The organism is Ramlibacter sp. AN1133, from assembly GCF_037890035.1.
Classification (GTDB): Bacteria; Pseudomonadota; Gammaproteobacteria; order Burkholderiales; family Burkholderiaceae_C; genus Ramlibacter.
In genome coordinates this window covers 83947-110912 of record NZ_JBBKTQ010000002.1, presented here as the reverse complement: position 1 = coordinate 110912, position 26966 = coordinate 83947, and the positions used below count along the sequence as shown (strand labels likewise).

25 protein-coding genes are annotated in these 26966 nt (G+C 71.1%); 8 read left to right on the top strand and 17 right to left on the bottom strand.

Annotated elements, in window-relative coordinates:
• Positions 1-34 precede the first annotated feature (34 nt).
• The gene (locus WG923_RS03010) at positions 35-736 is read right to left on the bottom strand and encodes an SDR family oxidoreductase (RefSeq protein WP_340349447.1); all 702 of its coding nucleotides are present in this window, start codon (positions 734-736) and stop codon (positions 35-37) included.
• A gap of 41 nt (positions 737-777) precedes the next feature.
• On the bottom strand, positions 778-1065 hold the full coding sequence (locus tag WG923_RS03005; RefSeq protein WP_340349446.1) for a hypothetical protein: 288 nt from the start codon (positions 1063-1065) through the stop codon (positions 778-780).
• A gap of 805 nt (positions 1066-1870) precedes the next feature.
• Between WG923_RS03005 and WG923_RS03000 the strand changes: the two genes are divergently transcribed.
• The 3 genes from WG923_RS03000 (at position 1871) to WG923_RS02990 (ending at position 5466) form a co-directional block, all read left to right on the top strand.
• Positions 1871-4525 (top strand): Ig-like domain-containing protein, encoded by a 2655-nt coding sequence (locus WG923_RS03000; protein ID WP_340349445.1) that lies wholly within the window; start codon positions 1871-1873, stop codon positions 4523-4525.
• Positions 4526-4637: 112 nt separating this feature from the next.
• On the top strand, positions 4638-4931 hold the full coding sequence (locus WG923_RS02995) for a 2Fe-2S iron-sulfur cluster-binding protein (protein ID WP_340349444.1): 294 nt from the start codon (positions 4638-4640) through the stop codon (positions 4929-4931).
• A gap of 124 nt (positions 4932-5055) precedes the next feature.
• A complete protein-coding gene (locus WG923_RS02990) occupies positions 5056-5466 on the top strand; it encodes a response regulator (RefSeq protein ID WP_340349443.1) in 411 nt (136 codons plus the stop codon).
• Between the two features lie 213 nt (positions 5467-5679).
• Here WG923_RS02990 and ggt read toward each other — a convergent pair whose 3' ends face one another.
• The 6 genes from ggt to WG923_RS02960 are packed head-to-tail and all read right to left on the bottom strand — an operon-like array spanning position 5680 to position 12550.
• Positions 5680-7320: a gamma-glutamyltransferase gene (gene ggt, locus WG923_RS02985; RefSeq protein WP_340349442.1), complete on the bottom strand. Its 1641-nt coding sequence runs from the start codon at positions 7318-7320 to the stop codon at positions 5680-5682.
• Between the two features lie 20 nt (positions 7321-7340).
• A complete protein-coding gene (locus WG923_RS02980) occupies positions 7341-8267 on the bottom strand; it encodes a pseudouridine-5'-phosphate glycosidase (protein ID WP_340349441.1) in 927 nt (308 codons plus the stop codon).
• A 51-nt stretch (positions 8268-8318) separates the two neighbouring features.
• Positions 8319-9239 carry a cation diffusion facilitator family transporter gene (locus WG923_RS02975; protein WP_340349440.1) on the bottom strand — a complete coding sequence of 307 codons (921 nt, stop codon included), beginning with the start codon at positions 9237-9239 and terminating at the stop codon, positions 8319-8321.
• A 60-nt stretch (positions 9240-9299) separates the two neighbouring features.
• Positions 9300-10409, bottom strand: a complete 1110-nt coding sequence (locus tag WG923_RS02970) for an enolase C-terminal domain-like protein (RefSeq protein WP_340349439.1) — start codon at positions 10407-10409, stop codon at positions 9300-9302.
• Positions 10406-11380 carry a Bug family tripartite tricarboxylate transporter substrate binding protein gene (locus WG923_RS02965; RefSeq protein WP_340349438.1) on the bottom strand — a complete coding sequence of 325 codons (975 nt, stop codon included), beginning with the start codon at positions 11378-11380 and terminating at the stop codon, positions 10406-10408. The genes WG923_RS02970 and WG923_RS02965 overlap by 4 nt, the downstream gene beginning before the upstream one ends.
• Positions 11381-11401: 21 nt before the next feature.
• The gene (locus WG923_RS02960; protein ID WP_340349437.1) at positions 11402-12550 is read right to left on the bottom strand and encodes a mandelate racemase/muconate lactonizing enzyme family protein; all 1149 of its coding nucleotides are present in this window, start codon (positions 12548-12550) and stop codon (positions 11402-11404) included.
• Between the two features lie 156 nt (positions 12551-12706).
• On the opposite strand from WG923_RS02960, the gene WG923_RS02955 reads away from it, so the two are divergent.
• Positions 12707-13894: a YihY/virulence factor BrkB family protein gene (locus tag WG923_RS02955; RefSeq protein WP_340349436.1), complete on the top strand. Its 1188-nt coding sequence runs from the start codon at positions 12707-12709 to the stop codon at positions 13892-13894.
• Position 13895: 1 nt separating this feature from the next.
• On the opposite strand, the gene WG923_RS02950 is transcribed toward WG923_RS02955, so the two are convergent.
• Positions 13896-14537 (bottom strand): DUF1109 domain-containing protein, encoded by a 642-nt coding sequence (locus WG923_RS02950; protein WP_340349435.1) that lies wholly within the window; start codon positions 14535-14537, stop codon positions 13896-13898.
• Entirely contained in the window at positions 14534-15088 is a 555-nt protein-coding gene (locus WG923_RS02945) for a sigma-70 family RNA polymerase sigma factor (protein ID WP_340349434.1), read from the bottom strand. The genes WG923_RS02950 and WG923_RS02945 overlap by 4 nt, the downstream gene beginning before the upstream one ends.
• A 168-nt stretch (positions 15089-15256) precedes the next feature.
• On the opposite strand from WG923_RS02945, the gene WG923_RS02940 reads away from it, so the two are divergent.
• The 4 genes from WG923_RS02940 to WG923_RS02925 are packed head-to-tail and all read left to right on the top strand — an operon-like array spanning position 15257 to position 17679.
• Positions 15257-15571: a BufA1 family periplasmic bufferin-type metallophore gene (locus tag WG923_RS02940; RefSeq protein WP_340349433.1), complete on the top strand. Its 315-nt coding sequence runs from the start codon at positions 15257-15259 to the stop codon at positions 15569-15571.
• A gap of 22 nt (positions 15572-15593) precedes the next feature.
• The gene (gene bufB / locus WG923_RS02935; protein WP_340349432.1) at positions 15594-16439 is read left to right on the top strand and encodes an MNIO family bufferin maturase; all 846 of its coding nucleotides are present in this window, start codon (positions 15594-15596) and stop codon (positions 16437-16439) included.
• Positions 16436-17167 (top strand): DNA-binding domain-containing protein, encoded by a 732-nt coding sequence (locus WG923_RS02930; protein ID WP_340349431.1) that lies wholly within the window; start codon positions 16436-16438, stop codon positions 17165-17167. The genes bufB and WG923_RS02930 overlap by 4 nt, the downstream gene beginning before the upstream one ends.
• Positions 17168-17184: 17 nt before the next feature.
• Entirely contained in the window at positions 17185-17679 is a 495-nt protein-coding gene (locus WG923_RS02925) for a DoxX family protein (protein ID WP_340349430.1), read from the top strand.
• A gap of 19 nt (positions 17680-17698) precedes the next feature.
• Here the strand turns inward: WG923_RS02925 and WG923_RS02920 are convergent, their stop codons facing one another.
• From WG923_RS02920 to WG923_RS02890, 7 genes are all read right to left on the bottom strand, one after another.
• Positions 17699-18703 (bottom strand): alpha/beta hydrolase, encoded by a 1005-nt coding sequence (locus tag WG923_RS02920; RefSeq protein WP_340349429.1) that lies wholly within the window; start codon positions 18701-18703, stop codon positions 17699-17701.
• Positions 18703-19938, bottom strand: a complete 1236-nt coding sequence (locus tag WG923_RS02915) for a virginiamycin B lyase family protein (protein WP_340349428.1) — start codon at positions 19936-19938, stop codon at positions 18703-18705. The genes WG923_RS02920 and WG923_RS02915 overlap by 1 nt, the downstream gene beginning before the upstream one ends.
• A gap of 110 nt (positions 19939-20048) precedes the next feature.
• Positions 20049-21368, bottom strand: a complete 1320-nt coding sequence (locus WG923_RS02910) for a TRAP transporter large permease (RefSeq protein WP_340349427.1) — start codon at positions 21366-21368, stop codon at positions 20049-20051.
• A 13-nt stretch (positions 21369-21381) separates the two neighbouring features.
• Positions 21382-21912, bottom strand: a complete 531-nt coding sequence (locus WG923_RS02905) for a TRAP transporter small permease (protein ID WP_340349426.1) — start codon at positions 21910-21912, stop codon at positions 21382-21384.
• 91 nt (positions 21913-22003) lie between these two features.
• Positions 22004-22975 carry a TRAP transporter substrate-binding protein DctP gene (gene dctP, locus WG923_RS02900; protein ID WP_340349425.1) on the bottom strand — a complete coding sequence of 324 codons (972 nt, stop codon included), beginning with the start codon at positions 22973-22975 and terminating at the stop codon, positions 22004-22006.
• Between the two features lie 56 nt (positions 22976-23031).
• Positions 23032-24624 (bottom strand): indolepyruvate oxidoreductase subunit beta family protein, encoded by a 1593-nt coding sequence (locus WG923_RS02895; RefSeq protein ID WP_340349424.1) that lies wholly within the window; start codon positions 24622-24624, stop codon positions 23032-23034.
• Positions 24625-24715: 91 nt separating this feature from the next.
• A complete protein-coding gene (locus WG923_RS02890; protein ID WP_340349423.1) occupies positions 24716-26866 on the bottom strand; it encodes an indolepyruvate ferredoxin oxidoreductase subunit alpha in 2151 nt (716 codons plus the stop codon).
• Between the last annotated feature and the right edge of the window lie 100 nt (positions 26867-26966).

Sequence of the window (26966 nt, the reverse complement as noted above, 5' to 3'; positions counted from 1 at the left end):
GCAGGGCTTGTCGCGCATCAAGGGGACGGTCGACTCAGAGCCACCCCGTGACGGGAATCGCCGCGCCGTGGATCGCGCGGGCCGCGTCCGAACACAGGAAGGCGATCACCTGGGCGAGCGCTTCCGGCGCGACCCAGCGCGACGGGTCGGCCTCGGGCATCGCGGCCCGGTTGTCCGCCGTGTCGATGATGGAGGGCAGCACGCAGTTCACGTTGATGCGGTGCTCCTTCAATTCCGCGGCCATGGACTCGGTCAGGCGGATCAGCGCACTCTTGGAGGCGCTGTAGGCGCCCATGTGCGCCGCGCCCTTGAGCGCCGCGCCGGCGCCGACGGTCACGATGCTTCCGCCGCCCTGTTCGATCAGGTGCGGCACGAGCGCCTGGGCGACATGCACCAGGCTGCGGGCGTTCACGTCCATCAGGAAGTCCCAGGTGGCCGGCGTGGTCTCGTGCACGGCTTGCCCCATGCGGAAGCCTCCGGCCAGGTGGCACAGGGCGTCGATGCGGCCGAAGCGGTCGACGGCCTCGCCGGTCGCGGCGCGCACCTGCGCTGTCTCGCGCAGGTCCGCGGCCAGCAGCAGCGTGCCGGCGTCTTCAGGAAAAGCGTGCCGCAGCGACGCCGCATCGTGGCCGACCAGCGCCAGCCGCGCGCCGCGGGCGCGGAACGTCGCCGCCACCGCGCGCCCGAGGTGGCCCGCGGCCCCCGTGACCATCACCGTCCGGTCCTGCCATTCCATCGGTGCTCCTTCGTCCGCCATCCCGCAACGATAGCCTGTCCTCAGCGGGCCTGGCACACGTTGAGCACGAACGCCCAGTTCAGCACCAGCCACTGGTGCACCTGCTTGCGGCTGTGCAGCCGCGCGGGCACCTGGTGGCGCAGGGCCCATTCCGCCTTGTGCGCATCTTCGGCGTCGGGGAAGTTGTGGGCCAGGAAGGCGAGCACCTCCTGGCCTTCGCGCCGGTTGAACAGCACGTTGTCGGGCCGGCCTGTCCGCTTCGGATCGTCCCGGCGCAGTTCGGTCCAGGCGTAGTCGCTGTAGATCAGGTCATGGGTCGTGATTTGCATGATCGGTACCGTCAGGAAAGTCGGGGAGGGGATCTCCCCGGCCGCCCAGGCCCTTCCAAGCGTGCGAAGGGGCGAATACCTGTGGCTGGCGAACGCATCGTCCGGTTCGTGGGGCTGGCCGCCGCGGCGCCTGTTTCGGCGAAAGGATGCGGCGTCGGCACGATGCGGCGCGGCGCGGCAGGCGGGGCCCGCGCGCTGTCCGCGCAAGGCCGGGGTGGTGATTTCCTGCCCGGCCTGTCAAGTTGGATTCCCGCCCGGCCTCAGGGTTTTCCCTGCTGACGTACGAATGTCACGTCAGCCGCGGATTTCGCTCCACGCCGCGGGCGCGCGCGCCGTCTGGGTGTCAACGCCCCCCAGCCATGGGGAAACGGGCCTGCATTCCCCACGGCACCAAGGTGCCGGCCCCCACCGCCCCGCCACGGGCTGCCCGCGGCGGCTGCCGAGCCACTTGCGGCGCCCTGCCGAATGGAGGGTGGCCGATACGCCAGTGCTTCGGGCGCGGCACTTCCGTGCTTCGGCCGGGAAAGCTTCGGCAAGGCCCACTTTTTGCACACCAAAGAACTACTGGTTACGCAAAACGTAACCTGAAAGGCCAAGAGGCGCGGAGGTCCGGCAGTACCGGGCCCGCGGCAAACCACCGCCGCGGGCCGACCGGCGCGCAAGAAAGACTTCTCGCGGTCCGCAGCGCGGCCCGCGGAGCGAAGCCGTCCCAGGTCGCGGGCGGCGGGGGCAGTACGGCGACGAAGGCGCGGGCGAAGTCTCTCCCGGGAAAGCTCGCTTGGATCCATCCACGACAGGAAATGAAATGACACATACTCCAAAACTTTCCTTGATCGCCCTGGCCGCGGCTCTCGCGGTCGCTGCAGCACCCGCGCACGCGGTGCTGGAGCGCATGGGACCGATCAGCAAGGCCCCCACCATCGGCGGCTATCCCGCCTGGTTCCAGGACACGACCGGCGTCACCATGGAGTTCTGCGACCCGCAGACCCAGGCCGAACTGGACCTGGGCTGGTGCGTCCTGATCCCGCCGGGGCCGGTGTTCCCGGAGAGCTTTCCCAACCAGTTCTTCAACGAGCACTTCTATTACGCGGCGACCAACGTGCTGCTGGATACGGGCAACGCCTTCCGCGCGCGCCTGACCGTCGGCCTGGAAGCGGCGTTCGCGAACAACGCCGTGGTCGACGGCGACCAGATGACCTTCGGCCGCGTGCGCGTCTTCATCCCGCGCCTGCCCTTCGACGGCGACTACCGCGTGATCACGCCGTACACGGACATCAGCTACTACGGCCAGAAGGCGGGCGACCGGATCTTCGAGACGAGCGACATCGGCCTGAAGTGCGTCGGCACCTTTACCTGCACGCTGGACACGGCGATCGGGCCCTTCCTGCTGCCCTCGCCCACCGCCGGCGGCCCCGAAGTGCCGCCGATGCCCGACCTGGCCGCGGCGCCCCCCGGCACGGACCCGTTCTACGACCAGGTGCTGGCCCTGGGCGCCGCCACCGCGGACCCGGGCACCGGCCAGAAGTACATCGCCGACCCCAAGCGCATCGGCCCGGTCACCGGCACCACGCTGCCGGACTTCACCGCCTACGACATCGACCCGTCCGGCGCCACCCCGGGCATCCCGTCGACGCGCAACCACAACACGTTCCGCGTGGAAGTGCGCGTCACGCAGCCTGACCACAACGGGCACGTCTTCTACACGGTGGACGGCGAGACCAACTTCACCGTCAACGGGCGTCTCATGACGGGCACGCTCCCCGGCAACGTCAGCAGCATCCGCTCGACCTACAAGGCCGACGCGGCCGGCAACATCACCGACCTGGACGTGTACGCCACCGCCGCGCCGACGCGCCAGGCGCGCATCCCGGCGCAGCCGGTGGTGGCGCCCGTGACCCCGGCGCTGTCGTTCTACGACACCGCCTGCGCCGGCGCGATCGGCGTCGACCCGGTCACCGGCCTGCCCATCGTCAACCCGCCGCCCTACACCGCGCCCGCCGGCATCGCCCACAACATGGCCGAGACCGACAAGGACTTCTGGGGCCAGAGCCAGCCCGGCGGCGTGCCGCCCGACTACGTGTGCCTGGTCGACTCCACGGCGCGCAACGCCGCCGGCCAGGTCGTGCCGGCCTATTACCTGAAGAACGTCACGGACCAGGTGTCGGTCACCGCCGCTTCGTTCAACGGCCCGGGCAACGGCACCCTGACCGTCAGCGCCACGTCGTCCGACCCGACCGCGGTGCTGTCGCTCGCCGGCTACGGTCCCGCGGACGCCGGCACGCCGGGCGTGGTGGTCGGCCGCGGCGCCGGCACCGGGCTCGACCTGGTCAACGGCACGGCCTCGGTCAACACGCTGCAGGCGCCGCCTTCCAGCGTGCAGATCGTTTCGACCAAGGGCGGCGCGACGCTGCTGGACTCGAGCACCCTGCGCGGCGCGGCCGTGCTGGTGGGCATTCCCAGCGCGGCGAACGATGCGGCCACCATGTTCGAGGACTGCTCGGCGACCGCCGCCACCGCCTGCGCCCCCGGCCAGTCGCTGGTCGTGGACCTGCTGGCCAACGACACCGTGGCGCTCAACGGCGTGCAGACGAACCTGCGCACTGCCGTCACCAACAACCTGGCGACGATCAGCGTGACGACCACGCCGCCGCGCCTGGGCACGGCGACGGTCACGCCCGACGGCATCGTGACGTACACGCCCAGCCCGAACGCCAACGGGGTGGACAACATCAACTACACGGTGACGGTCGACGGCCAGGTCTCCAACCAGGCGCTGCTGGCGATCACGATCACGCCGGTGAACGACCTGCCGGTGGCGGGCCCGATCACGGTGGGCGCGGTGGTTTCCAAGACCAACATCGCCAACCTGATCAGCAACTCCACCGACCCGGACGGCAACACCGACGTGAAGGACGCGGTGATCCTCACCTGGCCCGCCGGCCTCGGGGCGCAGCCCGTGCCCGTCAACGGCGGCATCAGCTACGTGCCCACGTCCACCGGCAACTTCAGCATCACCTACCGGGTGAAGGACGCTGCCGGCGTGCTGTCCGCGAACACGGCGACGGGGACGCTCACCGTGATCGGCGCCGAGACCCTCACGTACACCAAGAAGGACTTCAAGGGCGCGGCCAACATCGGCGGCGGAGCGACGACCCGCTGGACGGTCAGCGGGACCGACACGGTGCGCGAGTTCCAGACGGTGACCATCGCCTATGCCGACGGCACGATCCGCTCCACGGGGCAGGTGTGCAACGGCACGGCGGCGATCCCGGCCTGCGTGGTCGGCACGGCCGTCGTGGACGCCACCGGCACCTTCCTGTACGACAAGGTCGGCACCCCGGGCGGCGCGAGCGATCCCACCGACACGACGTTCTGGTCCACCCTGCCGAAGAACATCCGGACGTTCTCGAGCGCGCCGGTGCTCGGAGGGGCGACGTCGGCCGCGATCGTCCTGCGGTGATGCGATGACCTGAGTTCCCCGGGGGGAGCAGGAAGAAGCGCCGCCCACGGCTTGCCGGGGCGGCGCTTCCTTTTGGGGGCGCCGTCCGCGGCTCGCCTATGCTCGGGGTGCCATGCCCCACACCGTCCTGATCCTGGAGCCCGCGGCCGCGTTCGAGGCCGCCGATGGCGCCTCCCTCCTCGAGGCGGCGCAGGACGCCGGCGTCGTGATGCAGAGCTCCTGCCGCAACGGCACCTGCCGCACCTGCATGCGCAAGCTCGCCTCCGGCACGGTCAAGTACCGCATCCCGTGGCCGGGCCTCACGCTGGACGAGCGCGGCGACGGCTGGGTGCTGCCTTGCGTGGCCGAGCCCACCAGCGACGTCGTGCTCGCCGAGGCGGCCCAGAAGGCGTGGTGGGACGGCTGAGGCAGCGCACCGCGCGTCGTGCGACTTGCATGTGCGTTGCACGCATCTCCAGTGCGTGCGTGGGCGCCCGGGAGATGAAATCAGCGGTTACTGGCATGCCTCGTGCTCACTTGCTCCATCGAAAATGTCCAGCCAGGGAGTCATGGTGTCGCGCGGATCCGTTCTCATCGTCGAAGACGAGCACCTCCTGGGGAGCAATCTCCAGGAGTACCTGCGCCGTCGGGGGTGGGACGCCCAGCTCGCCCGCACCGGCGAGCACGCCCTGGCGGAATACGACCGCAGCCGGCCCTGCGTGGTCCTGATGGACTACGAATTGCCGGACATGGACGGCTTCCAGATCCTCGGCGCCATGCGGGCCAGGGAGGACGTGTGCGGCTGCATCATGATGACGGCGCACACCAGCGAGTCCGTCGTCTGGCGTGCCGGCGAGCACCAGGTCGCCCACGTGCTGCACAAGCCCTTCGCGCTGGCCGAGATGGAGCAGTGGCTGCTGGCCGCCTCCGGCCAGTGCAACTGCGGCACCGACGGCGCCTGAGGTCCGCGCCCCGCGGCGCGGCCTCCACCTTCCTTCGTTCCTGGTTCTTTCGGGTTAAGCCCGTGCCCGGCGCGCGCTCGCCGGGGCCCGCACCCGGCCTCGCCCCAACCCCCACTCCCGGGGAGATTCGCCCACCCTCCGGCACCTTCGTTCCGCCCATGCCGCGACCAAGAGGGGGTGCGACCGTGCGATCTCCCTAAGGGCCCAGGTGCCCTAGTAGCCGATCGCCGCGCCGTCGCTGCGCGGGTCCGAGCCGCCGCTGAAGACGCCGTGCCCGGCATCGACCGTGATGCCGTGCGCATGCCCGGCCAGCTCGTTCCACGCGCCCCAGCGGTCGACGAGGTGGCCGCGGCGCTCCAGTTCGCGCAGCGTCGCTTCCGGGAAGCGGCCCTCGATGTGCAGGGTGTCGCGCGCCTCGCCCAGCGCGAAGCGGCCCGAGAGGAAGCGCGGCATCTCGATGGCCTCCTGCATGTCCAGGCCGTGGTCCAGCAGGCCCGAATAGAGCTGCAGCTGGATCTGCGGCTGGCCGTCCGCGCCCATGCATCCCAGCACCGCCCACAGCTTGCCGTCGCGCTTGGCGATCGAGGCGATCAGCGTGTGCAGCGGGATCTTGCCCGGCTCCAGCCGGTTCGGATGCCGGGCGTCGAGCGAGAAGTAGGCGCTGCGGTTCTGCAGCAGCACGCCGGTGCGGCCGGCGACGGTGCAGGAACCGAACACGCCGTAGAGGCTCTGGATCAGGGAGGCGGCATTGCCGTCGCGATCCACCGCGGCCACGTACACCGTGTCCCCCTGGAGGCTGCCCCAGGAGGGCACCTCGTCCCAGCGCAGGGCCCGGCCCATGTCGATCAGGCGGCCGCGCTCGCGCGCATGCTCCTTCGAGATCATGCGGTCCACCGGCACCGGGGCGAAGGCGGGGTCCGCCAGCACGCGGTCGCGGTCGTGATACGCGATCTGCTTGGCCTGCACCAGCAGGTGCACGCGGTCGGGCCCCAGCAGCTCCATGCCGTGCGGTGCGTGCGGCTCGACGAGGTTGAGCATCTGCAGCACCGTGAAGCCCTGCGTGGGCGGCGGCGTGTTGTAGATGGTGGCGTCGCGGTACCGGCCCACCAGCGGCGCACCCCAGCCAGCGCGCTGCCGGTCGAAGTCGCCCTCGCCGAAGAAGCCGCCGGCTTCCCGCGCGAAGCGCGCCATCTCCGCGGCCACCGTGCCCTGGTAGAAGCCGGGCCAGCCCTGTTCGGCGATCGCCTGCAGCGTGTCCGCGAGCGCCGGGTTGCGCAGCCGGCTGCCCGCGGGCGGCGGCTCGCCCCCGGGCAGGAAGATCGCGGCCGCATCGCGCTGCCGCGCGAGTTCCTCGCGCATGGCGGCGGCAAAACCCGCGAGCCGGGCGCTCACGGGGAAGCCTTCGCGCGCGTACGCGATCGCGCTGGCCAGCACGCGCGGCAGCGGCAGGCGGCCGTGCGCCTCGTGCGCGGTGATCCAGCTCGCCACGGAGCCCGGCACCGTGAGCGTGGCGGGGACGACGCCCGTCAGGGGAATTTCCTTCAGCCCGCGCTGTGCCAGCGCGTCCAGCGTGGCGCCGGCCGCCGCCTTGCCGCCGCCATTGAGGTACTTCACCTCGCCGCTGGCGCCTTCGTGGATCAGCCAGAAGGCGTCGCCGCCCACGCCGGTCATGTGCGGGTACACCACGGCGAGCACCGCGCTGGTCGCGATCGCCGCGTCGATGGCGGAGCCGCCCGCGCGCAGCACGTCCACTCCGGCGGCGGAAGCCAGCGCGTGCGGCGAGGTCACCATGCCGTTGGTGCCCAGCGTCACCGGCCGGCCGGTGCGGATCTGGAAGAACCTGCTTGCGTCCATGTCGAATGTCTCCTTCGTTCCTAAAGCGCTGCCAGCGCGAGCGCGAGCCGCGCGCCGACTTCCGCGTTGTGCTTGACCAGCGCGATGTTGGTCGCCAGGCTGCGCCCGCCGGTCAGCGCCTGGATGCGATCGAGCAGGAAGGGCGTGAGCGCCTTGCCCGTGGTGCCCTGCTGCGCGGCTTCGGCCAGGGCCTGGTCGATCATCGCGGCGATCTCCTGGCGCGGCATGGCCGCCGCTTCGGGCACCGGCGTGGCCAGCACCACGCCGCCGGCCAGCCCCAGGTCCCATTTCGTGCGGACGAAGCGCGCCTGCTGCGCCGGGTCGTCCATGCGCCAGGGGGCGCGAAAGCCGCTGTCGCGCGTGTAGAAGGCGGGAAAGTTGTCCTGCCCGCAGGCGAGCACCGGCACGCCGTGCGTCTCCAGGTATTCCAGCGTGAGGCCGATGTCGAGGACGGACTTGGCGCCGGCGCACACGACGGCGACCGAAGTCTTCGCCAGCTCCTGCAGGTCGGCCGAGATGTCGAAGCTCTCGGCCGCGCCGCGGTGCACGCCGCCGATGCCGCCGGTGACGAAGACCTCGATGCCCGCGAGCGCGGCGCAGATCATGGTGCCGGCCACGGTGGTGGCGCCCAGCTCGCCGCTGGCCAGCACCGCCGGCAGGTCGCGCCGGCTCACCTTGTGCGCCTGCCCCGAGCGACCGAGCAGCTCGAGTTCCTCGTCGGCCAGGCCGATGCGGATGCGCCCGCCGATCACGGCGATGGTGGCCGGCTCCGCGCCGAGTGCGCGGATCACCGCTTCCACTTCGCGCGCCGTGCGCACGTTCTGCGGGTAGGGCATGCCGTGGGCGATGATGGTCGACTCCAGCGCCACCACGGGGCGGCCCGCGGCGCAGGCCGCGGCGACCGGCGCGCTGCGGACCAGGTAGGAACGGGCAAGGTCGGCGTTCATCGCGAAGCTCCGGGCTGCGGCAGCCCGCAGTGTGCCGGAGATTCGTGGCGATCAAGCGGATGGGACCGCGGCGCCCTCCCGCACCGGCTCCAGGAAGATCCGCCGCACCGGCGGAAAGCGCTCCCGCACCACCTGCTCGATGCGCCGGATCGCGGCGGCCACCTCGCTGGCCGGCACGTCGGGCGCGAAGGTGAGGTCGAAGGTGATCAGCAGGTCGTCCGGCCCCACGTACATGGAGAGCACCCGGCCCACTTCGCGCACGCCGGGCTCCGCTTCGGCGATCGCCCGGATCGCCTGCGCGGTCTCGACGCTGACGCCTTCGCCCACGATCAGTCCGCGCGATTCGCGAATCAGCAGCACGGCCACGCCGGCCAGCAGGAGGCCGATCGCGATCGAGGCCATGCCGTCCACCTGGGGCAGGTCGAAGCGGTGGCTGAAGAACACTCCCAGCGCCGCGAAGCCCAGCCCCAGCAGCGCCGCCGCGTCTTCCGCCAGCACGGTGTAGGTCGCGGGGTCCTTGCTGGCGTGCAGCGCCTTCCAGAACGGCCGGTCGCCGCGTTCGCGCTTGAACTGCCGCAAGGCCAGCAGGAAGCTGGCGCCCTCGAACACCGCCGCGAACGCCAGCACGATGTAGTTCCAGTGCGGATCCTCCAGCGGCGTCGGGTGGCGCACGTGCATCACCCCTTCGAGCATCGACACGCCGCCGCCCACGCCGAAGATCAGCACCGCGACGATCAGGCTCCAGAAATAGAGCTCCTTGCCGTGCCCGAACGGGTGCCGCTGCGAAGGCGGCTGCTGGCTGCGCTTGAGGCCTACCAGCAGCAGCGCGCCGTTGCCGGTGTCCACCAGCGAGTGGATGCCTTCCGAGAGCATGGCGGAACTGCCGGTGACACCGGCGACGATGAACTTGGTGACGGCGATCGCCGCGTTGGCGGCGATCGCGCCGTAGATCGCGGTCTTCGATTCGGCCATGCCTTGCTGCCGGTTGGGCTGTGCAATCTAACACCGCACGGCCGACCCGGGGCGCGCGCTTCAGCTCAGCACGGCGACCTTCCTGCGCTCCACCAGCTCGAAGTCGATCTGCGCGCCCAGGCCCGGCGCCATCGGCGCGTGCACGAAGCCCTCGGCATCGATCCCGATGTCCTGCACCAGCCCGTACTTCTGCGATCCGGCAGGCAGCAGCACCTCGAACAGCTCGGTGTTCTTCAGCGCCATGATCACGTGCAGGTTGGCGAAGTTGTTGAGCGAGTTGCCGCCATGGTGCACCTCGAAATTGAGGTGGAAGGCTTCCGCGAGATGCGCGGCCTTCATGCAGCCGGTGATGCCGCCCTTCACCGCCACGTCGCCGCGCAGGAAATCGGTGGCGCGCTGCTTCACCCAGGGCGCATACGCGTCCAGCCCGCCGGCCGGGTACTCGGTGGCCATGATCGGGATGTGCAGGTGCTTCTTCAGCTCCAGGTAGTTGTAGATGTCGGCATCGGCCAGCGGGTCCTCGTACCAGTAGAAGCCCAGGCGCTCGATGGCCTGGCCCACGCGCAGCGCCGCCGGGTAGTCGTAGCTCCAGGTGGAGTCCAGCATCAGCAGGTAGTCGTCGCCGACCGCCTTGCGCACGGCCTCGCACACGGCGATGTCCTCGCGCCACTGCTGCGGCGGATGGATCTTGTACGCTGCGAGCCTTTGCGCGCGATAGTGCAGCGCCTCCTCGGCGTACGCGTCCGCGCTCGCGAGCACGGCGGAACTGATGTAGGCCGGGATGCGGTCGCGGTACGAGCCGAGCAGCTGGTGGATCGGCAGGCCGGCCGCCTGGCCCGCGATGTCCCACAGCGCGATGTCGACCGCGCCGATCGCCCGCACGCTGGATGTGCGCACGCGCTTGAACATGGCCTGGTACAGCCGCTCGCGCGCCAGCGCATCCTGCCCGAGCAGCACCGGCTTCAGGTTGCGGACCAGCCCGGGGCCGTCCATGTCCGCCGCATGGAAGGCGGAGCCCAGGAACGCATGGCCCGTGATCCCCTGGTCGGTCGTGATCTCCAGCAGCCCGAGCTGGCTCGCGCCGGCGAACTTGCCCGTGTGCGCGCCGTAGCTGGTCGCCGGGATGCCGTCCCAGGCGAACAGCGTGAGCGTGACGTCGGTGATCTTCATTCGATGCGGATGTTGGCGTCCTTGATCAACTGCGTCCACTTGGTCACTTCCTTGTTCACCAGCGCGCGGAATTCGTCCGGCGTGCTGGCCACCACCTCCACGCCCTGGGCGCGGAAGCGCCGCACGGTGTCGGGTTCCTTCAGCAGTTGCACGATGTCGTGGTTCAGGCGGTCGACCACGGGCTTGGGCGTGCCCGCCGGCAACTGCATGCCGAACCACACGTTGACCTCGTAGCCGGGCACGCCCGCCTCGGCCACCGTGGGCACGTCGGGCAGCAGCGGCGAGCGCTGCAGGCCGCTGACGCCCAGCACCTTCATCTTGCCGGCCTTGATGTGCTGCACCACGTTCGGCACGTTGTCGAACAGCGCGTCGATCTCGCCGCCCAGCAGCGCCGTGACCGCCGGCGCGCTGCCCTTGTAGGGGATGTGCGCGAGCTTCACGCCCGTCATGCGCATGAACAGTTCCATCGAAAGATGATTGGAAGAACCCGATCCGGTCGAGCCGTAATTGAGCTTGCCGGGGCTCTTGCGCGCCAGCTCCAGCAGCTCCTTGACGTCCTTGACCGGCAGGTCGTTGCGCACCACCAGCGCGTTCTGCGTGCTGCCCGCCCACACCAGCGGCGTGAAGTCCTTCAGCGCGTCGTAGGGCAGGGTGGCGCCATAGAGGCCGGGCAGGGCGGAGAAGGGCAGCGGCGTGATCAGGATCGTGTAGCCGTCGGCGGGCGACTTGGCGACGATGCTGTTGCCCAGCGTGGTGTTGGCGCCGGGCTTGTTCTCCACCACCACCGGCTGGTTCCACATCTTGGTGAGCTTGTCGGCGGACACGCGGGCCAGCGTGTCGTTGAAGCCGCCGGGCGGATAGGGCACGACGAAGCGCACGGTGCGCTCCGGGAAGTTCTGCGCGTGGGCGCCGCGCGCGCACAGCAGCGCCGCGGCGCCGAGGGCGAAGGTTCTCCTGCTCACATGGGGCATGCGGGTGTCTCCTGGAAATGGTCAGAACTTGACGACGTAGCCGGGGCCGTCGATCAGCGGGTATTTGGCGAACACCGATTCGTCGACTGCGATGCCCAGGCCGGGGCCTTCCGGCGGCTGCACGCAGCCGTCGCGGCCGATCTGCGCGATGTCGCCGAACAGGTCGCGGAAGGGGTTGAACTTCGACACGCAGGCCTCGTAGTAGCCGGCGTTCTCGATCGCGGCCAGGAAGTGCATCGTGGCCGCGTGGTTGATGGTGGTGGCGGAGCTGTGCGCGTTCACCGGGATGCGCCACGCCGACGCGATCGCCGCGATGCGCAGGCCCTCGGTGATGCCGCCGCACTTGGAGAGATCCGGCTGCCAGATCTTCACCGCGCCCGCTTCCAGCAACTGCGCGAACTCGAAGCGGGTGTAGTGGTTCTCGCCGGCGGCGAGCGGCACCAGCGCGCTGACCTTCGCCGCCTCGCGGTAGGAGGCGAAGTCGTTGCAGGCGAAGGGCTCCTCGAGCCAGCCGGCGCGGATCTCCTCCAGCACCGGCAGCACGCGGCGCACGTCGGCCATCGTGTAGGCCGTGTTGGCGTCGGTGAGGATGTCGACCTCGTCGCCCAGCGCGCTGCGCACGTGCTGCACGCGCGCGATGTCGTCGCGCGGGTTGTCGCCGATGCGCAGCTTGAGCGCGCGGTAGCCGCGCTCCACGTATTCGGCGGCCTCCTGCGCCAGCGATTCCTTGGGCTGGTAGCCCAGCGAGATGCCGCCCGCATAGGCGGGCACGCGCCGCCGGCTGCCACCGAGCAGCGCGTACAGGGGCATGTTGGCGGCCTTGCCCCGGATGTCCCACAGCGCGATGTCGATGCCCGAGAGCGCGAGCGCCGCGCCGCTGCCCACGCCATGGCTGGACAGCTGCATGCGGTGCACGCGCTGCCAGGCACCCACGACGTCGGTGGCTTCCATGCCCACGAGCAGCGGGGCGAGCGTGTTATGGATCAGGCTGGCGATGGCGCCGGGGCTGCGGCCCGGGTGCGCCTCGCCGTACCCCGTGATGCCTTCGGAGGTCTGCACGCGCACAATGACGGCATCGCGCTTGAGCGTGCTGCCGATGCCCATGGTCACCGTCCTGCCCTCCGGCAGGCGGTAGGACACGGGAACGGCCGTGATGGAGGTGATCTTCATGGGACGGCATCCTGCGGGGCCGACAGGCACGCGCAAACCGGGTTTACCCGCCGGCGGCAGGGCTTCCTGCGCACCGACGCACCCTGCCTGCGCGGGACGACAAGGTCCGGCGCTGCCCATGGGCTACAACCCGGGGGGAACGCAAGGACTCCCTGCATGATGAAGCTGAAGCTCCCGCGCCTCTTCCATCTGTTCGTCAAGGCCGCCAAGGCGTGGTCGGACGACTACGCGCCCAGCATGGGCGCAGCGATTTCGTACTACACCGTGTTCTCGCTGGCGCCGCTGCTGGTGATCGTGATCGCGGTGGCCGGTGCGGTGTTCGGCCGCGAGGCGGTGCAGGGCCAGATCACGGCGCAATTGCAGGGCCTGATCGGGCCGGACGGCGCGTCGCTGGTGCAGAGCCTGGTGGCGGCGGCGAGCGACAAGGACAAGGGCCTGGTCGCCAGCCTCATCAGCACCGTGATCCTGATGGTCGGCGCCACCACGGTCTTCGCGGAGCTGCAGAGCGCGCTCGACCGCATCTGGCACGTGCCGCCTGCGCAGCAGCCCCAGGGCATCGTGGCGACGCTGCGGGCGCGCCTGCTGTCCTTCGGCCTGATCCTGGGCATGGTGTTCCTGCTGATGGTGTCGCTCGCGGTGAGTGCCGCGGTGGCGGCCTTGGGCGCCCTCACCAGCGACCTCATGCCGGGCTCCGAGCTGCTGCTGCAGGTGCTGAACTTCGCCGTCTCGCTGTCCGTCGCGACGGTGCTGTTCGCGATGATCTACAAGCTGATGCCCTCCACGCGCATCGCCTGGCGCGACGTCTGGGTCGGTGCGTTCGCCACGGCCGTCCTGTTCGAGGCCGGCAAGTTCCTGATCGGGCTGTACATCGGCAAGAGCAGCATGACGGAGACCTTCGCGGCCGCGGGCTCGCTGGTGATCCTGATCGCGTGGGTCTACTACGCGGCCCAGGTCTTCCTGCTGGGCGCCGAGTTCACCAAGGTGTATGCGCAGGAGCGCGGCTCGCGTTCCGGCCAGGCCGCGATGGAGGCGACCGCGGCCACGGCCGTGACGGGCGTTCCCACCGACACGGCCTCGGCGGCCGGGGCCGTCGCCGCTGCGAGGCAGGAGCAGCCGACACCGCCCGATGCCGTGCCGCTGCCGCCCGTGCCCGGCGCCGTGCGGCTGGAGGACAACCGCGTGCTGCTGCGCGACGAGGAGGTGCAGCGCGACGCGCTTCAGCCGCGCGCCTGGTGGGACAAGCCGGGGACCGAGGCGGCGCTGGCCGGGGGTGCTGCGGTGGCCGGTGGGCTGGCCGTCGCGTTGTTGCGGCGCGCGCTGCAGCGCAGGCAGAAGGCGCCCTGAGCTACCAGCGCAGCAGCGAGCGCCCCGCCAACGCGCCGAGCGCCGCGGGCAGGGCGATGCCCAGCACGTACCACACCGCGAGGAAAGGCGCCCCGAGTTCGGGGCAATGCAGGGCATAGACGGCGGCGCCGGCGCCGCCGGCCGTCGCACCGGCGACCGCTCCCGCCAGCATGGGGCGCGTCGGGGCCAGGCTGCGCAGCGCCAGCAGGGCGGCCAGGAAGAACGGCGTGGCCATCAGGCCGATGTTGAACACGCAGGTGCGCCAGGTGCTGCCCCACAGGAGCGCGGGCCGCTCCTGCGGCGCCGCGGCCCACCACGCCAGCAGGCCCAGCAGCCACAGCACGAGCACCGGCGCCGCCAGCGCCGCCCAGGCGCCGCGCACGCGCACGCCGGGCCGGCCCAGCCGCTGCAGCGCGACGAAGCCCGCGGCGGCGATCGCCGCCGGCAGCAGGATCTTGATCCACGCCATCGCGCCGCCGAGGCTGGCGACGAGGCCCGGACGCGGCCCGTAGCCGGCCAGCATGAGCGCCAGCGAGAGCGGCAGCGCGGCGAGGAGGGCCAGCCCGAGCCGGCGCCGCGCCGCACCGCGCGGCACGGGTTGCGCCTGCGTGGCGAGCAGCGCGACGAGCTCTTCGGTCTTCATGGAGCGTTCCCTCCGAGTTTGCCGGCCAGGGCCTTCAGGCCGCGATGGATGCCCACCTTGACCGCCGATTCGGACATGCCGGTCAGCTTCGCCGTCTCGGCGACCGAGCGGCCTTCCAGCTTCACGTGCAGGATGGGAAGGCGATGGCGGTCCGGCAGCGTCTCCAGCAGGCCGGCCACGTCCTTGCGGGCGTCGCTCGCCTCCTCCGCCGAGGCCGCGAACACGGCCAGTTCGTCGTCCAGCGGATCGTGCAGCGCCTCGCGCGCCGATTTCGCCCGCAGCAGGTCGATCAGCTTGTAGCGCGCGATCGCGTGCACCCAGGCCGTCAGCGGCTGGTCGGGCTCGTAGGTGTGGCGCTGGTTGTGCATCGCGAGCAGGCATTCCTGGACCAGGTCCTCCACTTCGTCGGGCCAGCCGAACAGCCGCCGCGCCAGGTAGGCGCGCAGGTGCGCACCCAGGCGCCGCAGGAAGGCGTGGTAGGCCTTCGCGTCGCCCGCCTGGCCGCGGAGGAACAACGCATGCAATTCGGACTCGACGTCGGTCGGGGCCATCGTTCCTTTCGGGGATTCGGACCAGGGCGCCTGCCGGTTACAGCAGGCGCGAAAAAGATATTGGTGCCGATTCTGGCGCGGCGCTGTAACCCGCGCCAGCGCCCGGCCGAACAAGGAGGTACCGCGCGCCTTGCGCGGCCTCGACATTCCAACCCAAGGAGAACTTCCATGATCCAGCGTCGCCTCGCCCTGTCCGCCCTGGCCCTGTCCGCCCTCGCCAGCGGCGTCGCACTGGCCCAGTCGCAGCCGATGAACGCCATGAACGACGGCAAGATGGCCGATGCCAAGCCCGCCGCCATGGAGAAGTGCTACGGCGTCGCGCTGGCCGGCAAGAACGACTGCGCCGCCGGTCCCGGCACCACCTGCGCGGGCACCGCCAAGGCCGACTACCAGGGCAACGCCTGGAAGAACGTGCCGGCCGGCACCTGCGTGTCGATCCGGACGCCCAAGGGCATGGGCTCGCTGGCCCCGATCAAGTCCTGATCGCCGGCACAGCACGGACGCCATGCGCAGCCCTCCCGGCGCCGGCCTGGGCCTCAAGCCCGAACACTTCGACGAAGCCGTCCGGGCCGCCGCGCCCGGCCTGTGGTTCGAAGTGCACCCGGAAAACTACCTCGTGGCCGGCGGGCCCCGCCTCGCCTGGCTGGAGGCGGTGCGCGCGCGGCATCCGCTGGCGCTGCACAGCGTCTCCCTGTCGCTCGCGGGCGAGGCGCCGCCGGACGTCGCGCAGCTGCGCGCGCTGGCCGCGCTGGTGCGGCGCGTGCAGCCGGTGCGGGTGTCGGAGCACCTGGCCTGGTCGCGCTGGGAGGGCGGCTACCTGCCCGACCTGCTGCCGTTCGCGCGCACCACCGAGGCGCTGCAACGCATCGCGTCGCACGTCGCGCAGGTGCAGGACGCGCTCGGCCTGGCGATCGCGCTGGAGAATCCGAGCCACTACCTGCGCCTGCCCGGCCACACCTGGGACGAGATCGAGTTCCTGCAGGAGCTCGCGCGCCGCACCGGCTGCACGCTGCTGCTGGACGTGAACAACGTCCACGTGTCGGCGCGCAACCTGGGCTTCGATGCGGTGGCCTGGCTGGATCGCTTCCCGCACGCGCTGGTCAGCGAGGTGCACCTGGCCGGCCATTCCACCGATGCCGTGCTGGGCGAGGCGCTGCTGATCGACTCGCACGATGCGCCGGTGGCGCCCGAGGTCTGGGCGCTGTACCGGCACTTCGTCGCGCGCAGCGGGCCGCGGCCCACACTGGTGGAGCGCGACGGCAAGCTGCCCGCGTTCGACGCCCTGATGCAGGAACGCGCGCTCGCGCACGACATCCTGCGGCGGGCGACGCTGCCGCAGGCGTTCGCATGAACGGCTTCCAGGCCGCCTTCGCGCACTCGCTGCTGGGGCGGGTCGAGCCGCAGCCCGCCTGGTCGCACCCGGCGCTGGCCGTCCACCGCAACACGGTGCTCAAGGGCTGCGTCGACACGCTGGAGGCGAACTTCCCCGCGGTGGCGCGGCTGGTCGGCAGCGACTGGTTCCGCGCGGCGGCCGTGGCGTACGCGCGCGCGCATCCGCCCACGGACGTGCGCCTGTTCGTCTATGGCGACGACGGCTTCGGCGCCTTCCTGCAGGCGCTCGCGTCGGCGGCCTCGCTGCCCTACCTGGCCGGCGTCGCGCGGCTGGACACGCTCTGGCGCGCCGTGCACGTGGCGGCCGATGCACCGCCGCTGCAGGCCGCCTCGCTGGCGGCCGTCGCGCCCGAGGCGCTTGCCGCGCGCGTGCTGCGCCCGCATCCGGCAACGCGCTGGGCCTGGTTCGACGCCGTGCCGGTGCCCAGCATCTGGTCGCGCAACCGCGGCGACGCGCCGGCGCCCGGCGAACTGGCCTGGCACGGCGAGGGCCTGCTGCTGACGCGCGTCGACGGCGCGGTGCGCTGGCAGCCGCTGGCGCGCGGCGGCTGCGACTTCCTCGACGCCTGCGCCGCCGGCCTCGGCCTGGGGCACGCCGCCGAGCGCGCGATGACCGACCCCGCGACCGATGTCGCGACGCTGCTGGCGACCCTGCTGCAGGCGGGCGCCTTCACCGATCCTGCCTGATCCCCCGGAGACACCCCATGCATCCACCCATCACGACGGCCGCCGCTGCGCTGCCCCCCTCGCGCTCCGCCGCGCGCGGCCTGCGCGCCCGCTGGAACCGCGCGGCCCTGACGCTCCATCGCGTGGTCACGCCCGAGCTGCTCGCCGTGGCGGCGCGGCTGTCGATGGCGGCCACCTTCTTCCAGTCCGGCCGCACCAAGGTCGATGGCCTGTTGCACGTGACGCCGGGCGCGATCGAGCTGTTCCGCACCGAATACAAGGTGCCGCTGCTGCCGCCGGAACTGGCAGCCCACCTGGCGGCGTATGCCGAGCACCTGTTCCCCCTGCTGCTCGTGCTGGGGCTGGCCACGCGGCTTTCCGCGGCGGCCCTGCTGGGCATGACGCTGGTGATCCAGCTGTTCGTGTACCCGGACGCATGGCCTACCCACCTGTCGTGGGCGGGGCTGCTGCTGTACCTGGTGGGCCGCGGCGGTGGCCGCTGGGCGTTCGACCGCGCGCTGCGACTGGCTTAGGAGTCTGCCGCGCAGACTCCTATGCGCCCGTATACACCGGCGCCGGCTGCGAGAAGAACTGCTCGATCACGTGGTAGGCCACCGCGTAGTTCTTCGACCGCGTGCTCGTATGCGCGATGCCCGGCATCACGATGAACTGCTTGTCCGGATTCGGCAGCTTCTCGAAGAAGTCCGCCAGGTCGCGGAAGCTCGCGATGCCGTCGTACTGCCCGCGCATGATCATGGTGGGCACCGCGATCCGCGCCGGGTCGCACACCGGCAGGTTGGCCGACATGTCGATGTAGGTGCCGGTGGGCACGGAGTCGTCGAGCTTCAGCACCGCATCGGCGAAGGCCTCCACCACCGTCAGGTCGCTCGTGCCGGGATGGTCGCGGGTGAAGATGCTGCGGATCATCTCGCGGTCGATGGGCCGGCGATGGCTGGCGCGGTAGCTCGCCAGGCGCTTGCGCCGCTCCGCCAGCGTGGGGCTGCCCTCGCCGGTGTAGACCAGCGCGTCGAGCGCGAGGCGCTGCACGCGTTCGGGGTGGCGCTGCGCGAACAGGGCCGCGCGCAAGGCGCCGGAGGACGATCCGTACAGCATCAACTTCGCGGTGCCCGTGGTGCGGAGGATGTACTCGCTCACCGCCGCCAGGTCGTCGGCGCCGCAGGCCACGTCCGCGTTCACCGGGCGCGACTTGTCCGAGCGGCCGTAGCCCTCGCAGTCGAAGCACCAGGTGTCGAAGCCCTTGCGCGCGAACCACTGCATGGTCGACGACTCGGGGCGGCCGGGGATCTCCAGGTCGAACACCGGCGTGGACGAGACCGAGGAGCCGTGCACGAACACGATCGTGCCCTTGCGCGGCCCGGCCGTGCGCGCGTTGCGGCGCCAGAGGAACAGGCGCACGTCCTGTCCGTCGGCACGCTTGGTCGTCCAGTGCTCGCTGCCGGGCGTGTCGCTGCCGGCGGGCTGCGCCGGGGCCGTGCCGGGCCGGGCCGCCGCGGCCCCGGCGATCACCAGGAAGCCGCGGCGCGAAGGCGCTTGCATCACCGCGGGATCTTCACCAGCGTGACCGCATTGACCAGGCTGTTGGCCAGCACGAAGTCGCCCTCGGTGGTGACCGAGGTGTTGCGCACGATGTTGCCGCCGCCCGGGATGGCCCAACTCTGGAACTTCTCGCTGCCCGGGTCGAAGCGCACGACGGTGTTGGGCGTCGCCTCCGATTCGGAATACCAGATCGTGTCGCCGATGGCGGAGATGCCGTAGGGCGCCGAGCCGGGGCCGCTGGGCGACTGCCACTCCTTCACCTCGCCGGTGCCGGGGTCGAGGCGGCCCAGGCGGCCCTTGGCATAGTCGGTGTACCAGACCTTGTTGTCCGACGTGACCGCGATGCGGCGCGGGCGCGAGCCGGGGTCGGGCAGCTTGTATTCGCGCACGGCCATCGTGTCGGGGTTGACCATCGCCACGCCGTTGGTGCCGAACTCCACGATGAACAGGTTGCCGCGCGGATCGAACGCCATGCCGTAGGGCCGCGCGCCGGGCGTGGGCATCGTCACGAACTTCATCTCGCCGTTCCTCGGGTCGAGCCGGCCGACCTGGTTGGCGTTCTGCAGCGTGAACCACACCATGCCGTTGCGGTCGATCGTCAGCGTGTGCGGGTCGCCCTTGCCGCCGGGCATCTTGTACTCGGTGACGGCGCCGGTGCGCGGATCGAGCCTGCCCACCAGCGCGCCGGCATTGCCCGTGTACCAGATGTTGCCCTGCCGGTCTTCCACCAGGCCGTGCGGGCCGGAGTGCGCGGTCTTGAGCGGGAATTCCTTCACCTCTCCGGTCTTCGGGTCGACGCGGCCCAGCGCGTTGACCATCTGGCCCGTGTACCAGAGCGCGCCGTCGCGCGTGGCCAGCGGGTCGTGCGGCCGGGCACCCGGCGTGATGCCGGTCTTGAACAGCGTGATGTTCACGTTCAGCGGGCCGGGCACGATCACCGCCGGCACCTTGTTCTTCTCGGGGAAGTTGGCCACGAGGTAGGGCCTGGCCTGCGTGATTTCCGCGGGCGTGAGCGCGACGCCGTGGTTCTGCATCATGCGCAGCACCGTGTCCCAGCCCTCGGCGGTGTAGCCGTTGCCCACCCGCGCCTCGAAGGTGTGGCAGGCGTAGCACTTGCTCGCGACGATGTCGCGGCCCGGCCCGGGCGGCAGGTTCTGCTGGCCGAGGGCGGCGCCCGCCGCGAGCAGCAGCGCGCCGGCGGCGACGGCGGTGGTCAGGGGGCGGACTGCACGCATGGTCATCTCCAGGAATTCGGGGTGGGGAGATGCAGGCTAGCGGGGGTGAAACCAAAGTTCATCGGGAGAACCCTGCACTGCCGGCCGCCACAGCTCGGCCGTGGCGCGATTCAGCCGATGCGCGCCGGCAGCCAGGTCGCGATCGCCGGAATCCAGAACACCGCCGCCAGCAGCAACAGGCTCATGGCGACATAAGGCACCACCGCGCGGAAGATGTGCCCCATGGTCACCGTGGGCGGCGCCACCCCGCGCATCGTCATGAGCAGCAGGCCGTGCGGCGGCAGCAGCAGGCCGAGCTGCATGCAGATCAGGAACATCACGCCGAACCACACCGGGTCGATGCCCAGGCTCTGCACGATGGGCATGAAGATCGGCAGCGTGATCATCATCATGCTCACCTGGTCGACGAAGACGCCCAGGAAGATCAGCGTGAGCATCATGCCGGCCACGATCAGGCCGGGCGACAGCCCCTGGCCCGTGATCGCCTGCACCAGCCCGCTGCTGGCGCCGGAGAAGGACAGGATCTGCGCGAAGGTCGTGGCGCCCACGATGATGAAGAGGATCATCCCCGAGATGGCGGCGGTGCCCTGCAGCGACTTCGTCAGCACCTGCAGGGTGAGGGCGCGGTAGGCGACCGCGAGCACCATGGTGGCGAAGGCGCCGATCGCGGCGCATTCGGTGGGCGTCGCCCAGCCCCCGGCCAGCGCGCCCACCACCACGCCGAAGATCGAGAGCGTGGGCAGCACGTAGCGCACGAAGGGCCGGAAGCGCTCCCAGCCCACGTAGGCCGGCTGGTCCTCCTCGCGCGGTGCCAGCGAAGGCGTGACCTTCACCCGCCCGATGATCCACAGCACGAAGGCCACCGAGAGGATCAGGCCCGGCAGCACGCCGCCCACCAGCAGCTTGGAGATCGAGATGCCGGACAGCGACCCGAGCAGTACCGTCAGCGCGGAAGGCGGGATCAGCATGTCGACCGCGCCGATCGCCATGATCGGCCCCGCCGCCAGCGTGGGGTGGTAGCCGCGCGAGAGCATCACCGGCAGCATCAGGGAACCCAGCATGGCGGTGGTCGCGATGGTGGAGCCGGAGATCGCGGAGAACACGGTGCCGGCGACCACGGCCACCACCGCCAGGCGCCCCGGCACGCGGCGGATCAGCCGCTCGATGCCTTCGATCACCTGCACCGCCAGGCCGCTGTGGAACAGGATCTCTCCCATCAGGATGAACAGCGGGATCGGCGTGAGCGAGAAGGCGGCCACCGAACTCACGCTGCTGCGCGCCAGTTGCGCCAGGCCGGCTTCCCCGCCCATGTACAGCCACGCGCCGACGATGTTCACCGCCATGAAGGTGAGCGCCACCGGCATGCCGATGAACAGCAGCAGCGTGGAGCCGCCCAGCATCAGCCAGGCGGCGAGGCCCCAGCCGCTCATGCGCAGTGCCTCCTCATCCCGTGCTCACCGCGTCGTGGCGCGGGCGGCGCGGGCCGGCGTGCAGGCGTGCCATGCGGAACACCATCTCGGTGGCAAGCAGGGCGAAGGCCACCGGCAGCGGCGCCAGCGACCACCACTCCGGCGTGACCAGGGTCTTGATGTTGACGGCGCCGGAGGCGAAGCTGGACCACGCGGCGCGCGCGCCGTACCAGGTCATCACGAGGCAGCACAGGAAACCCAGCCCGTCGCCGACCCATTCCAGCCCCCACGCCAGGCGCGGCGGCAAGGCCTGCAGCAGCACGTCGACGCGGATGTGCATGCCCCGGCGCAGCAGCCAGGGCGCCACGCACATCGTGATCAGGTACAGCATCAGCTCGGAGATCTCGTTGCTCCAGGCGAGGCCGCGCGGCAGCCCGGGCACGGGGATGTTGCGCAGCGCCACGTCGCCCACGATCGCGAGCAGCATCGCGAACAGCAGGGCGCAGCCGACCCACGCGAGGCCGGCGAGGACGGAGCCGAAACCGCGCTCGATGCGGCCGGTCACTCGATAGCCTCCCCCAGGCTCCGCACTTCGTGCTGCGCCTGCCCCTTCCGCAAGCGGAGGAGGCGAGCGCCTTCGGGCGGCCGTGCGGCGCTCACTTGGGCGCGAACAGCGGCCGGAAGCGCTTCGCCACCTCGGGGCTCTGCTTCTCCGCGCTGGCCCAGGCGACCTGGTAGGCCTTGTCGACGAAGGCCTTGGAACTGGCGGCATCGAAGCGGATCGTCTGGATGCCGGCCTTCTCCTGGCGCGCGGCTTCATCGGCCGCGTACCTGGTCCAGAAGGTGTTCTCGGCCTCCAGGGCCAGCAACTGCTTTTGCAGGAAGTCGTGCTGCGCGGGCGTGAGCTTGCGGTACGCGGGCAGGTTCATCACCAGCGACACCTCGGCGTCGTAGAAGCCCGGGTCGACGCGGTACTTGGTCTTTTCCTGCCAGTTCAGGTCGAAGATGCCGCCGATGGGCCAGCCGTAGCCGTCGACCACGCCGCGCTCCAGCGCCGTGTAGACCTCTCCGGGCGCGGTGGTGATCACGTTGGCGTTGAGCGCCTGGAAGAAATCGCGGTACACGGGCGTGATGCGGATCTTCAGTCCCGTGAGGTCCGGCTTGCTGACCGGCTTGTTCACGTAGATGTGGAACGGCTGGTTCTCCACCATCCGCGCCAGGTACTGCATGTTGCCCTTCTCGTTCCACACCTGGTTGATCGCGGCGAAGGCGCCGTTGCGGCGCTGCTCCGCGACGTTGACCTGCGTGAGCTTGAGGAAGTCCGCCTCCGGCATCACGTTGGTGTAGAACGCGCCGGTGGACAAGGCCATGTCCACCACGCCGGTCTTCACTGCGTTGCCGACCTCGAAGGTGGGGATGGCGCGCGGCCCGCCGATGAAGTTGATCTGCAGGACGCCCTTGCCCTCGGCGTTCACCTTCTGGATCCAGGGCAGCAGCCGCTGCACGTAGATGCCGTTCTCGGCGAAGGCGCTCACGAGGCGGAGCGTCACTTCCTGCGCGGCGGCGCCGCCGGCGAGGCTGCACGCGAGCACGGCGGCTGCGGCGCGGGCGAACATGCGTCTTTCCATGGTCTGGTCTCCTTCGGGGTGCAGGGACCTTAGCGGCAGGGGCCGCCCGGGTCAATTCAGAGAGACGCGAGTTCGCGCTCCAGCGCCGCGCCGCTGTCGTCGGCCAGCGCGGCGTCGGCGAGCTTGCGCAGGCGTGGCCCGCCGTCGCTGGCGGACTCCAGGCGCGGCAGCGTCGCCATCAGGCGCTCGAAGCTGGCCCAGCCGCGCGCATGCGTGTCGCCGTAACCCTTCACCAGCCGCTGCGCCCGCGCGACTTCGAGCGCCAGCGCCGGATGCGTGCGGGCCAGCCGCTGCACCTGCGCGAGCCATTGCGTGATGCGCCCGTCCTCCTGCTGCAAGCGCAGGGAGCGCGGGCGCAGCGGCCGCAAGGCCGCGATCGCGTAAAGCAGCAGGTAACCGGAAAGCGTGCTCGTGCGAACGACCCGGCCCTTGCGCGTGAACTGTTCCACCAGGCCGCGGCCGAACGCGGACGACAGCAGCCAGCGGCCGATGCCGGCAGGCAGGATGTCCGCGATCTCCTGCAGCCGAGGGTGCATGAATTCGCCGATCTCGAGGACCTGAGTGTCGTCCAGCCGCACCTCGGTGGCGACGCGCGCGAAGCGGCTGCGGCGGGTCTTGAGGTCGGCGACGCGGATCGCGTCCTCGTAGCTCATCCAGAGGGCGAGGTGGCGGGCGGTTTCCTGCAGCAGTCCGGGGGACGCTTCGCGCAGGGGCGCGAGGCGATCGAGGAACTGCGTTGCGTAGTGGACGTCCTGGTAGTCCGCCAGGCGCAGCACGCCGGCGCGCAGCATCTCGTGCGCGCCCGCCGGGAATTCGGCCGTGATGCGTTGCTCCAGATCGGCAAGCCGCGGACCCAGGCGGGTCGGCGACGCCGCCTGCTCCCCACGCGCCCCTTCGCCATCCCCGCGTCCCAGGTGGCCCGCCCCGCCATCCCGGTCGCCCGCGCCGCGCCCCCGGTCGCCCGCCCCGCGTTGCTGCTCGCCCACCCCGCGCCCCACTCCGTCATTCCCGCGCAGGCGGGAATCCATCGCCCCCTCCACCCCCGCCCCGAACGCCCGCAGGCTCGCCTGAACCCCCACCCCGCCGCGGCGGATCGTCTGCTCGAACTGCTCGCGCGAGAACGGCAGCGCACCCGAGGCCGCGAGCGCGCCGCACAGGGCCGGCGTGATCGGCGAGCCCGCCGCTTCCGCCACCGCGGCGAAATCCGCCGCCACCAGATGCCGCGCGGCCGCGCGCGCGCCCTCCAGCAGCTTGCGCGCGTCCACCCGCCCATCCCCCATCGCCGTGCGCTCCGCCATCGAGTACACGCGGTGCGTCGACGCGATCAGGGTGGTGCGCGACGGAGTCACCAGCCCGCGCTGCAGCGCCCGCCCCGCCTCCATCAGCTCCGAGGCGATCACCACGTCCACCTCGCCCGGCACCGGCGCGAGCGCCAGCACCGGCTGCGCTCCCGCCGGCACCGCATCGCGCGGGAACATCTCGATGTAGTAGAGCGTCGCACCGGTGCGCTGCGCCACCCCCGGCACCGAGGTGGCCTGCGCCACGAAGCCGTTGTGCTCGGCCAGGTCCAGCAGCCAGTCGGCCAGCACCCCGCCGCCTTCGCCGCCCATGGCCAGCAGGGCGATCGTGATCGCGCGCGGCTCGGTCACTGGAGAACCTCCCCCAGGCTCCGCACTGCGTGCTGCGCCTCCCCCCTCCGCAAGCGGAGGGGGCGAGCGCCTTCGGGCGGCCGTGCGGCGCTCACGCGGCCAGTCCCTCGAGCCGCCGCTCGCTGCGCGCCTGCAGCCAGCCGATCACCACGCCGCGCACGCGCTGCCTGAAGCGGTCCCAGCGCGTCGGGTTGTTGACGATGGAGGCGCGGTAGAAGGACGGGCACAGCACCGCCGCATGCGCGGCTTCGCCGCAGAGGCCGCAGCCGACGCAGCTGTCGATCACGGCCGCGACCGGGTCGGTGCGCAGCGGATCGGGGTTCGGTGCGATCGTGAGCGACGGGCAGCCGGACAGGCGGATGCACGAATGGTCGCCGGTGCAGGTGTCCGGGTCGACGCCGAAGCGCTCCCGCACCAGGCGCTCGCCGCGCGCGATCGCCTGGCGCGCCAGCGGCCGCTCGCGCCGCTGCCGGTTCAGCATGCATTCCGACGAGGCGACGATCACCTTCGGGCCCTTGTCCTGCGAGGTGAGCGCCTCGCGCAGCGCCCCTCGCATGCGGTCCAGGCTGTAGGTGTGATCGACCGTGCGCACCCAGTCGACCCCCACGCCGCGCACCGCCCGCTCGATCGGATGGTGCGTGCTGAGGCTCGGGTTGTGCGCCTTGGAGGAGAGCAGGTCCTGGCCGCCGGTGGCGGCCGAATAGCCGTTGTCCACCACCAGCAGCACGTTGTCGGTCTGGTTGAACACCGCGTTGCCGACGCCGCTGGTCAACCCGTTGTGCCAGAAGCCGCCGTCGCCCATCACCGCCAGTGCGCGCTTGCTCGTCTCGGGCGTATTGAAGGCGGAGGCCGCGGCCCAGCCGAGGCCGTAGCCCATGGTCGTCGCGCCGATCTCGAAGGGCGGCAGGATGGAAAAGAGGTGGCAGCCGATGTCGCAGCTCACGTGGTGCGGCCCGAGCTCCCGCTCCACCAGCTTGAGCGCAGTGAAGATCGGCCGCTCCGGGCAGCCGGTGCAGAAGGAAGGCGGCCGCCCGTGCACCTGCGCGATGGCGTCCTGGACCGCCATCGACGCAGCCGGATCCACGGGCGCCTCGCTGCGTGGCGCGACGAGTTCCGGCGCCACCTGCGCCAGGAAGCCGCGCACGCCCTGCAGCACCACCCCGCCCGTGTATTCGCCCGCCATCGGCAGCACGTCCTTGCCGTGCACGCGCGTCGCCAAGCCCGCCTTGCGCAAGATGGCGTGGAGGGCCTGCTCGATGAAATCGGGCTGGCCTTCCTCCACCAGCAGGATCGCCCGCTTGCCCTCGCAAAAGCGCAGCAGCTCCTCGTTGACCAGCGGGTACGTCACGTTCAGCACGTACAGCGGCACCTGGGTGCCGCCGAAGGCGTCGCACAGCCCCAGCAGCTGCAGCGCGCGCACCACCGCGTTGTACATGCCGCCCTGCAGCACGATGCCGAAGTCGCGCGCATCCGGCGCGAAGAATTCGTTGAGCGCGTGCTCCCGGATGAAGCGCACCGCAGCCGGCCAGCGGTCGCGGATCTTCTCTTGTTCGTGCGCATAGGTGGCCGGGGGCAGGGCGATGCGGCCGGTGTCGCGGCGCGGATGCTCCAGCGCGTCCTTCAGGGTGAAGTCCGGCCGCACGTTGTCTTTCGCGGTGAAGCTGCCGTGCACGTGGCAGGCACGGATGCGCAACTCCAGCATCACCGGCGTGCGGCTCGCCTCCGAAAGCGCGAAGCCCTGTTCCACCGCCCGCACGATGCCGGGCAGGTTGGGCCGCGGATCGAGCAGCCACACCTGCGACTTCATCGCGAAGGCGTGCGAGCGCTCCTGCATGATGCTGGAGCCTTCGCCGTAGTCCTCGCCCACGATCAGCAGCGCGCCGCCCGTGACGCCGCCGGAGGCAAGGTTGGCCAGCGCGTCCGAGGCCACGTTGGTGCCCACCGTGGACTTGAACGTCACCGCGCCGCGCAGCGGATAGTTGACGGAGGCAGCGAGCGTGGCCGCCGCCGCGGCCTCCGACGCGCTGTGCTCGAAGCGGACGCCCAGCTCGCCCAGGATGCCGCGGGCGTCGGTCAGCACGTCCATCAGGTGCGAGATCGGCGCGCCCTGGTAGCCGGCCACGTAGGAGACGCCGGACTGCAGCAGCGCCTTGGTCACGGCGAGGATGCCCTCGCCGCGGAATTCCTCGCCGGCGCCCAGGCGCAGCTTGCCCACTTCCTGCGCGAACGATCGTTCTGCCATTGGCGGCACTGTACGGAATTGCGCGCATCCCACCCTGCGCAGGGGTTCAGGGTTTGTCCGCTTGCTGGCGCGGGGACACCGAGCGCAGCCTGCGCAGTCT

What these genes read in the sequence shown, in the direction of transcription:
- WG923_RS03010 (WP_340349447.1), bottom strand. Translation starts at nt 736, where the DNA reads ATGGAATGGCAGGACCGGACGGTGATGGTCACGGGGGCCGCGGGCCAC.
- WG923_RS03005 (WP_340349446.1), bottom strand. Translation starts at nt 1,065, where the DNA reads ATGCAAATCACGACCCATGACCTGATCTACAGCGACTACGCCTGGACC.
- WG923_RS03000 (WP_340349445.1), top strand. Translation starts at nt 1,871, where the DNA reads ATGACACATACTCCAAAACTTTCCTTGATCGCCCTGGCCGCGGCTCTC.
- WG923_RS02995 (WP_340349444.1), top strand. Translation starts at nt 4,638, where the DNA reads ATGCCCCACACCGTCCTGATCCTGGAGCCCGCGGCCGCGTTCGAGGCC.
- WG923_RS02990 (WP_340349443.1), top strand. Translation starts at nt 5,056, where the DNA reads ATGTCCAGCCAGGGAGTCATGGTGTCGCGCGGATCCGTTCTCATCGTC.
- ggt (WP_340349442.1), bottom strand. Translation starts at nt 7,320, where the DNA reads ATGGACGCAAGCAGGTTCTTCCAGATCCGCACCGGCCGGCCGGTGACG.
- WG923_RS02980 (WP_340349441.1), bottom strand. Translation starts at nt 8,267, where the DNA reads ATGAACGCCGACCTTGCCCGTTCCTACCTGGTCCGCAGCGCGCCGGTC.
- WG923_RS02975 (WP_340349440.1), bottom strand. Translation starts at nt 9,239, where the DNA reads ATGGCCGAATCGAAGACCGCGATCTACGGCGCGATCGCCGCCAACGCG.
- WG923_RS02970 (WP_340349439.1), bottom strand. Translation starts at nt 10,409, where the DNA reads ATGAAGATCACCGACGTCACGCTCACGCTGTTCGCCTGGGACGGCATC.
- WG923_RS02965 (WP_340349438.1), bottom strand. Translation starts at nt 11,380, where the DNA reads ATGCCCCATGTGAGCAGGAGAACCTTCGCCCTCGGCGCCGCGGCGCTG.
- WG923_RS02960 (WP_340349437.1), bottom strand. Translation starts at nt 12,550, where the DNA reads ATGAAGATCACCTCCATCACGGCCGTTCCCGTGTCCTACCGCCTGCCG.
- WG923_RS02955 (WP_340349436.1), top strand. Translation starts at nt 12,707, where the DNA reads ATGATGAAGCTGAAGCTCCCGCGCCTCTTCCATCTGTTCGTCAAGGCC.
- WG923_RS02950 (WP_340349435.1), bottom strand. Translation starts at nt 14,537, where the DNA reads ATGAAGACCGAAGAGCTCGTCGCGCTGCTCGCCACGCAGGCGCAACCC.
- WG923_RS02945 (WP_340349434.1), bottom strand. Translation starts at nt 15,088, where the DNA reads ATGGCCCCGACCGACGTCGAGTCCGAATTGCATGCGTTGTTCCTCCGC.
- WG923_RS02940 (WP_340349433.1), top strand. Translation starts at nt 15,257, where the DNA reads ATGATCCAGCGTCGCCTCGCCCTGTCCGCCCTGGCCCTGTCCGCCCTC.
- bufB (WP_340349432.1), top strand. Translation starts at nt 15,594, where the DNA reads ATGCGCAGCCCTCCCGGCGCCGGCCTGGGCCTCAAGCCCGAACACTTC.
- WG923_RS02930 (WP_340349431.1), top strand. Translation starts at nt 16,436, where the DNA reads ATGAACGGCTTCCAGGCCGCCTTCGCGCACTCGCTGCTGGGGCGGGTC.
- WG923_RS02925 (WP_340349430.1), top strand. Translation starts at nt 17,185, where the DNA reads ATGCATCCACCCATCACGACGGCCGCCGCTGCGCTGCCCCCCTCGCGC.
- WG923_RS02920 (WP_340349429.1), bottom strand. Translation starts at nt 18,703, where the DNA reads ATGCAAGCGCCTTCGCGCCGCGGCTTCCTGGTGATCGCCGGGGCCGCG.
- WG923_RS02915 (WP_340349428.1), bottom strand. Translation starts at nt 19,938, where the DNA reads ATGCGTGCAGTCCGCCCCCTGACCACCGCCGTCGCCGCCGGCGCGCTG.
- WG923_RS02910 (WP_340349427.1), bottom strand. Translation starts at nt 21,368, where the DNA reads ATGAGCGGCTGGGGCCTCGCCGCCTGGCTGATGCTGGGCGGCTCCACG.
- dctP (WP_340349425.1), bottom strand. Translation starts at nt 22,975, where the DNA reads ATGGAAAGACGCATGTTCGCCCGCGCCGCAGCCGCCGTGCTCGCGTGC.
- WG923_RS02890 (WP_340349423.1), bottom strand. Translation starts at nt 26,866, where the DNA reads ATGGCAGAACGATCGTTCGCGCAGGAAGTGGGCAAGCTGCGCCTGGGC.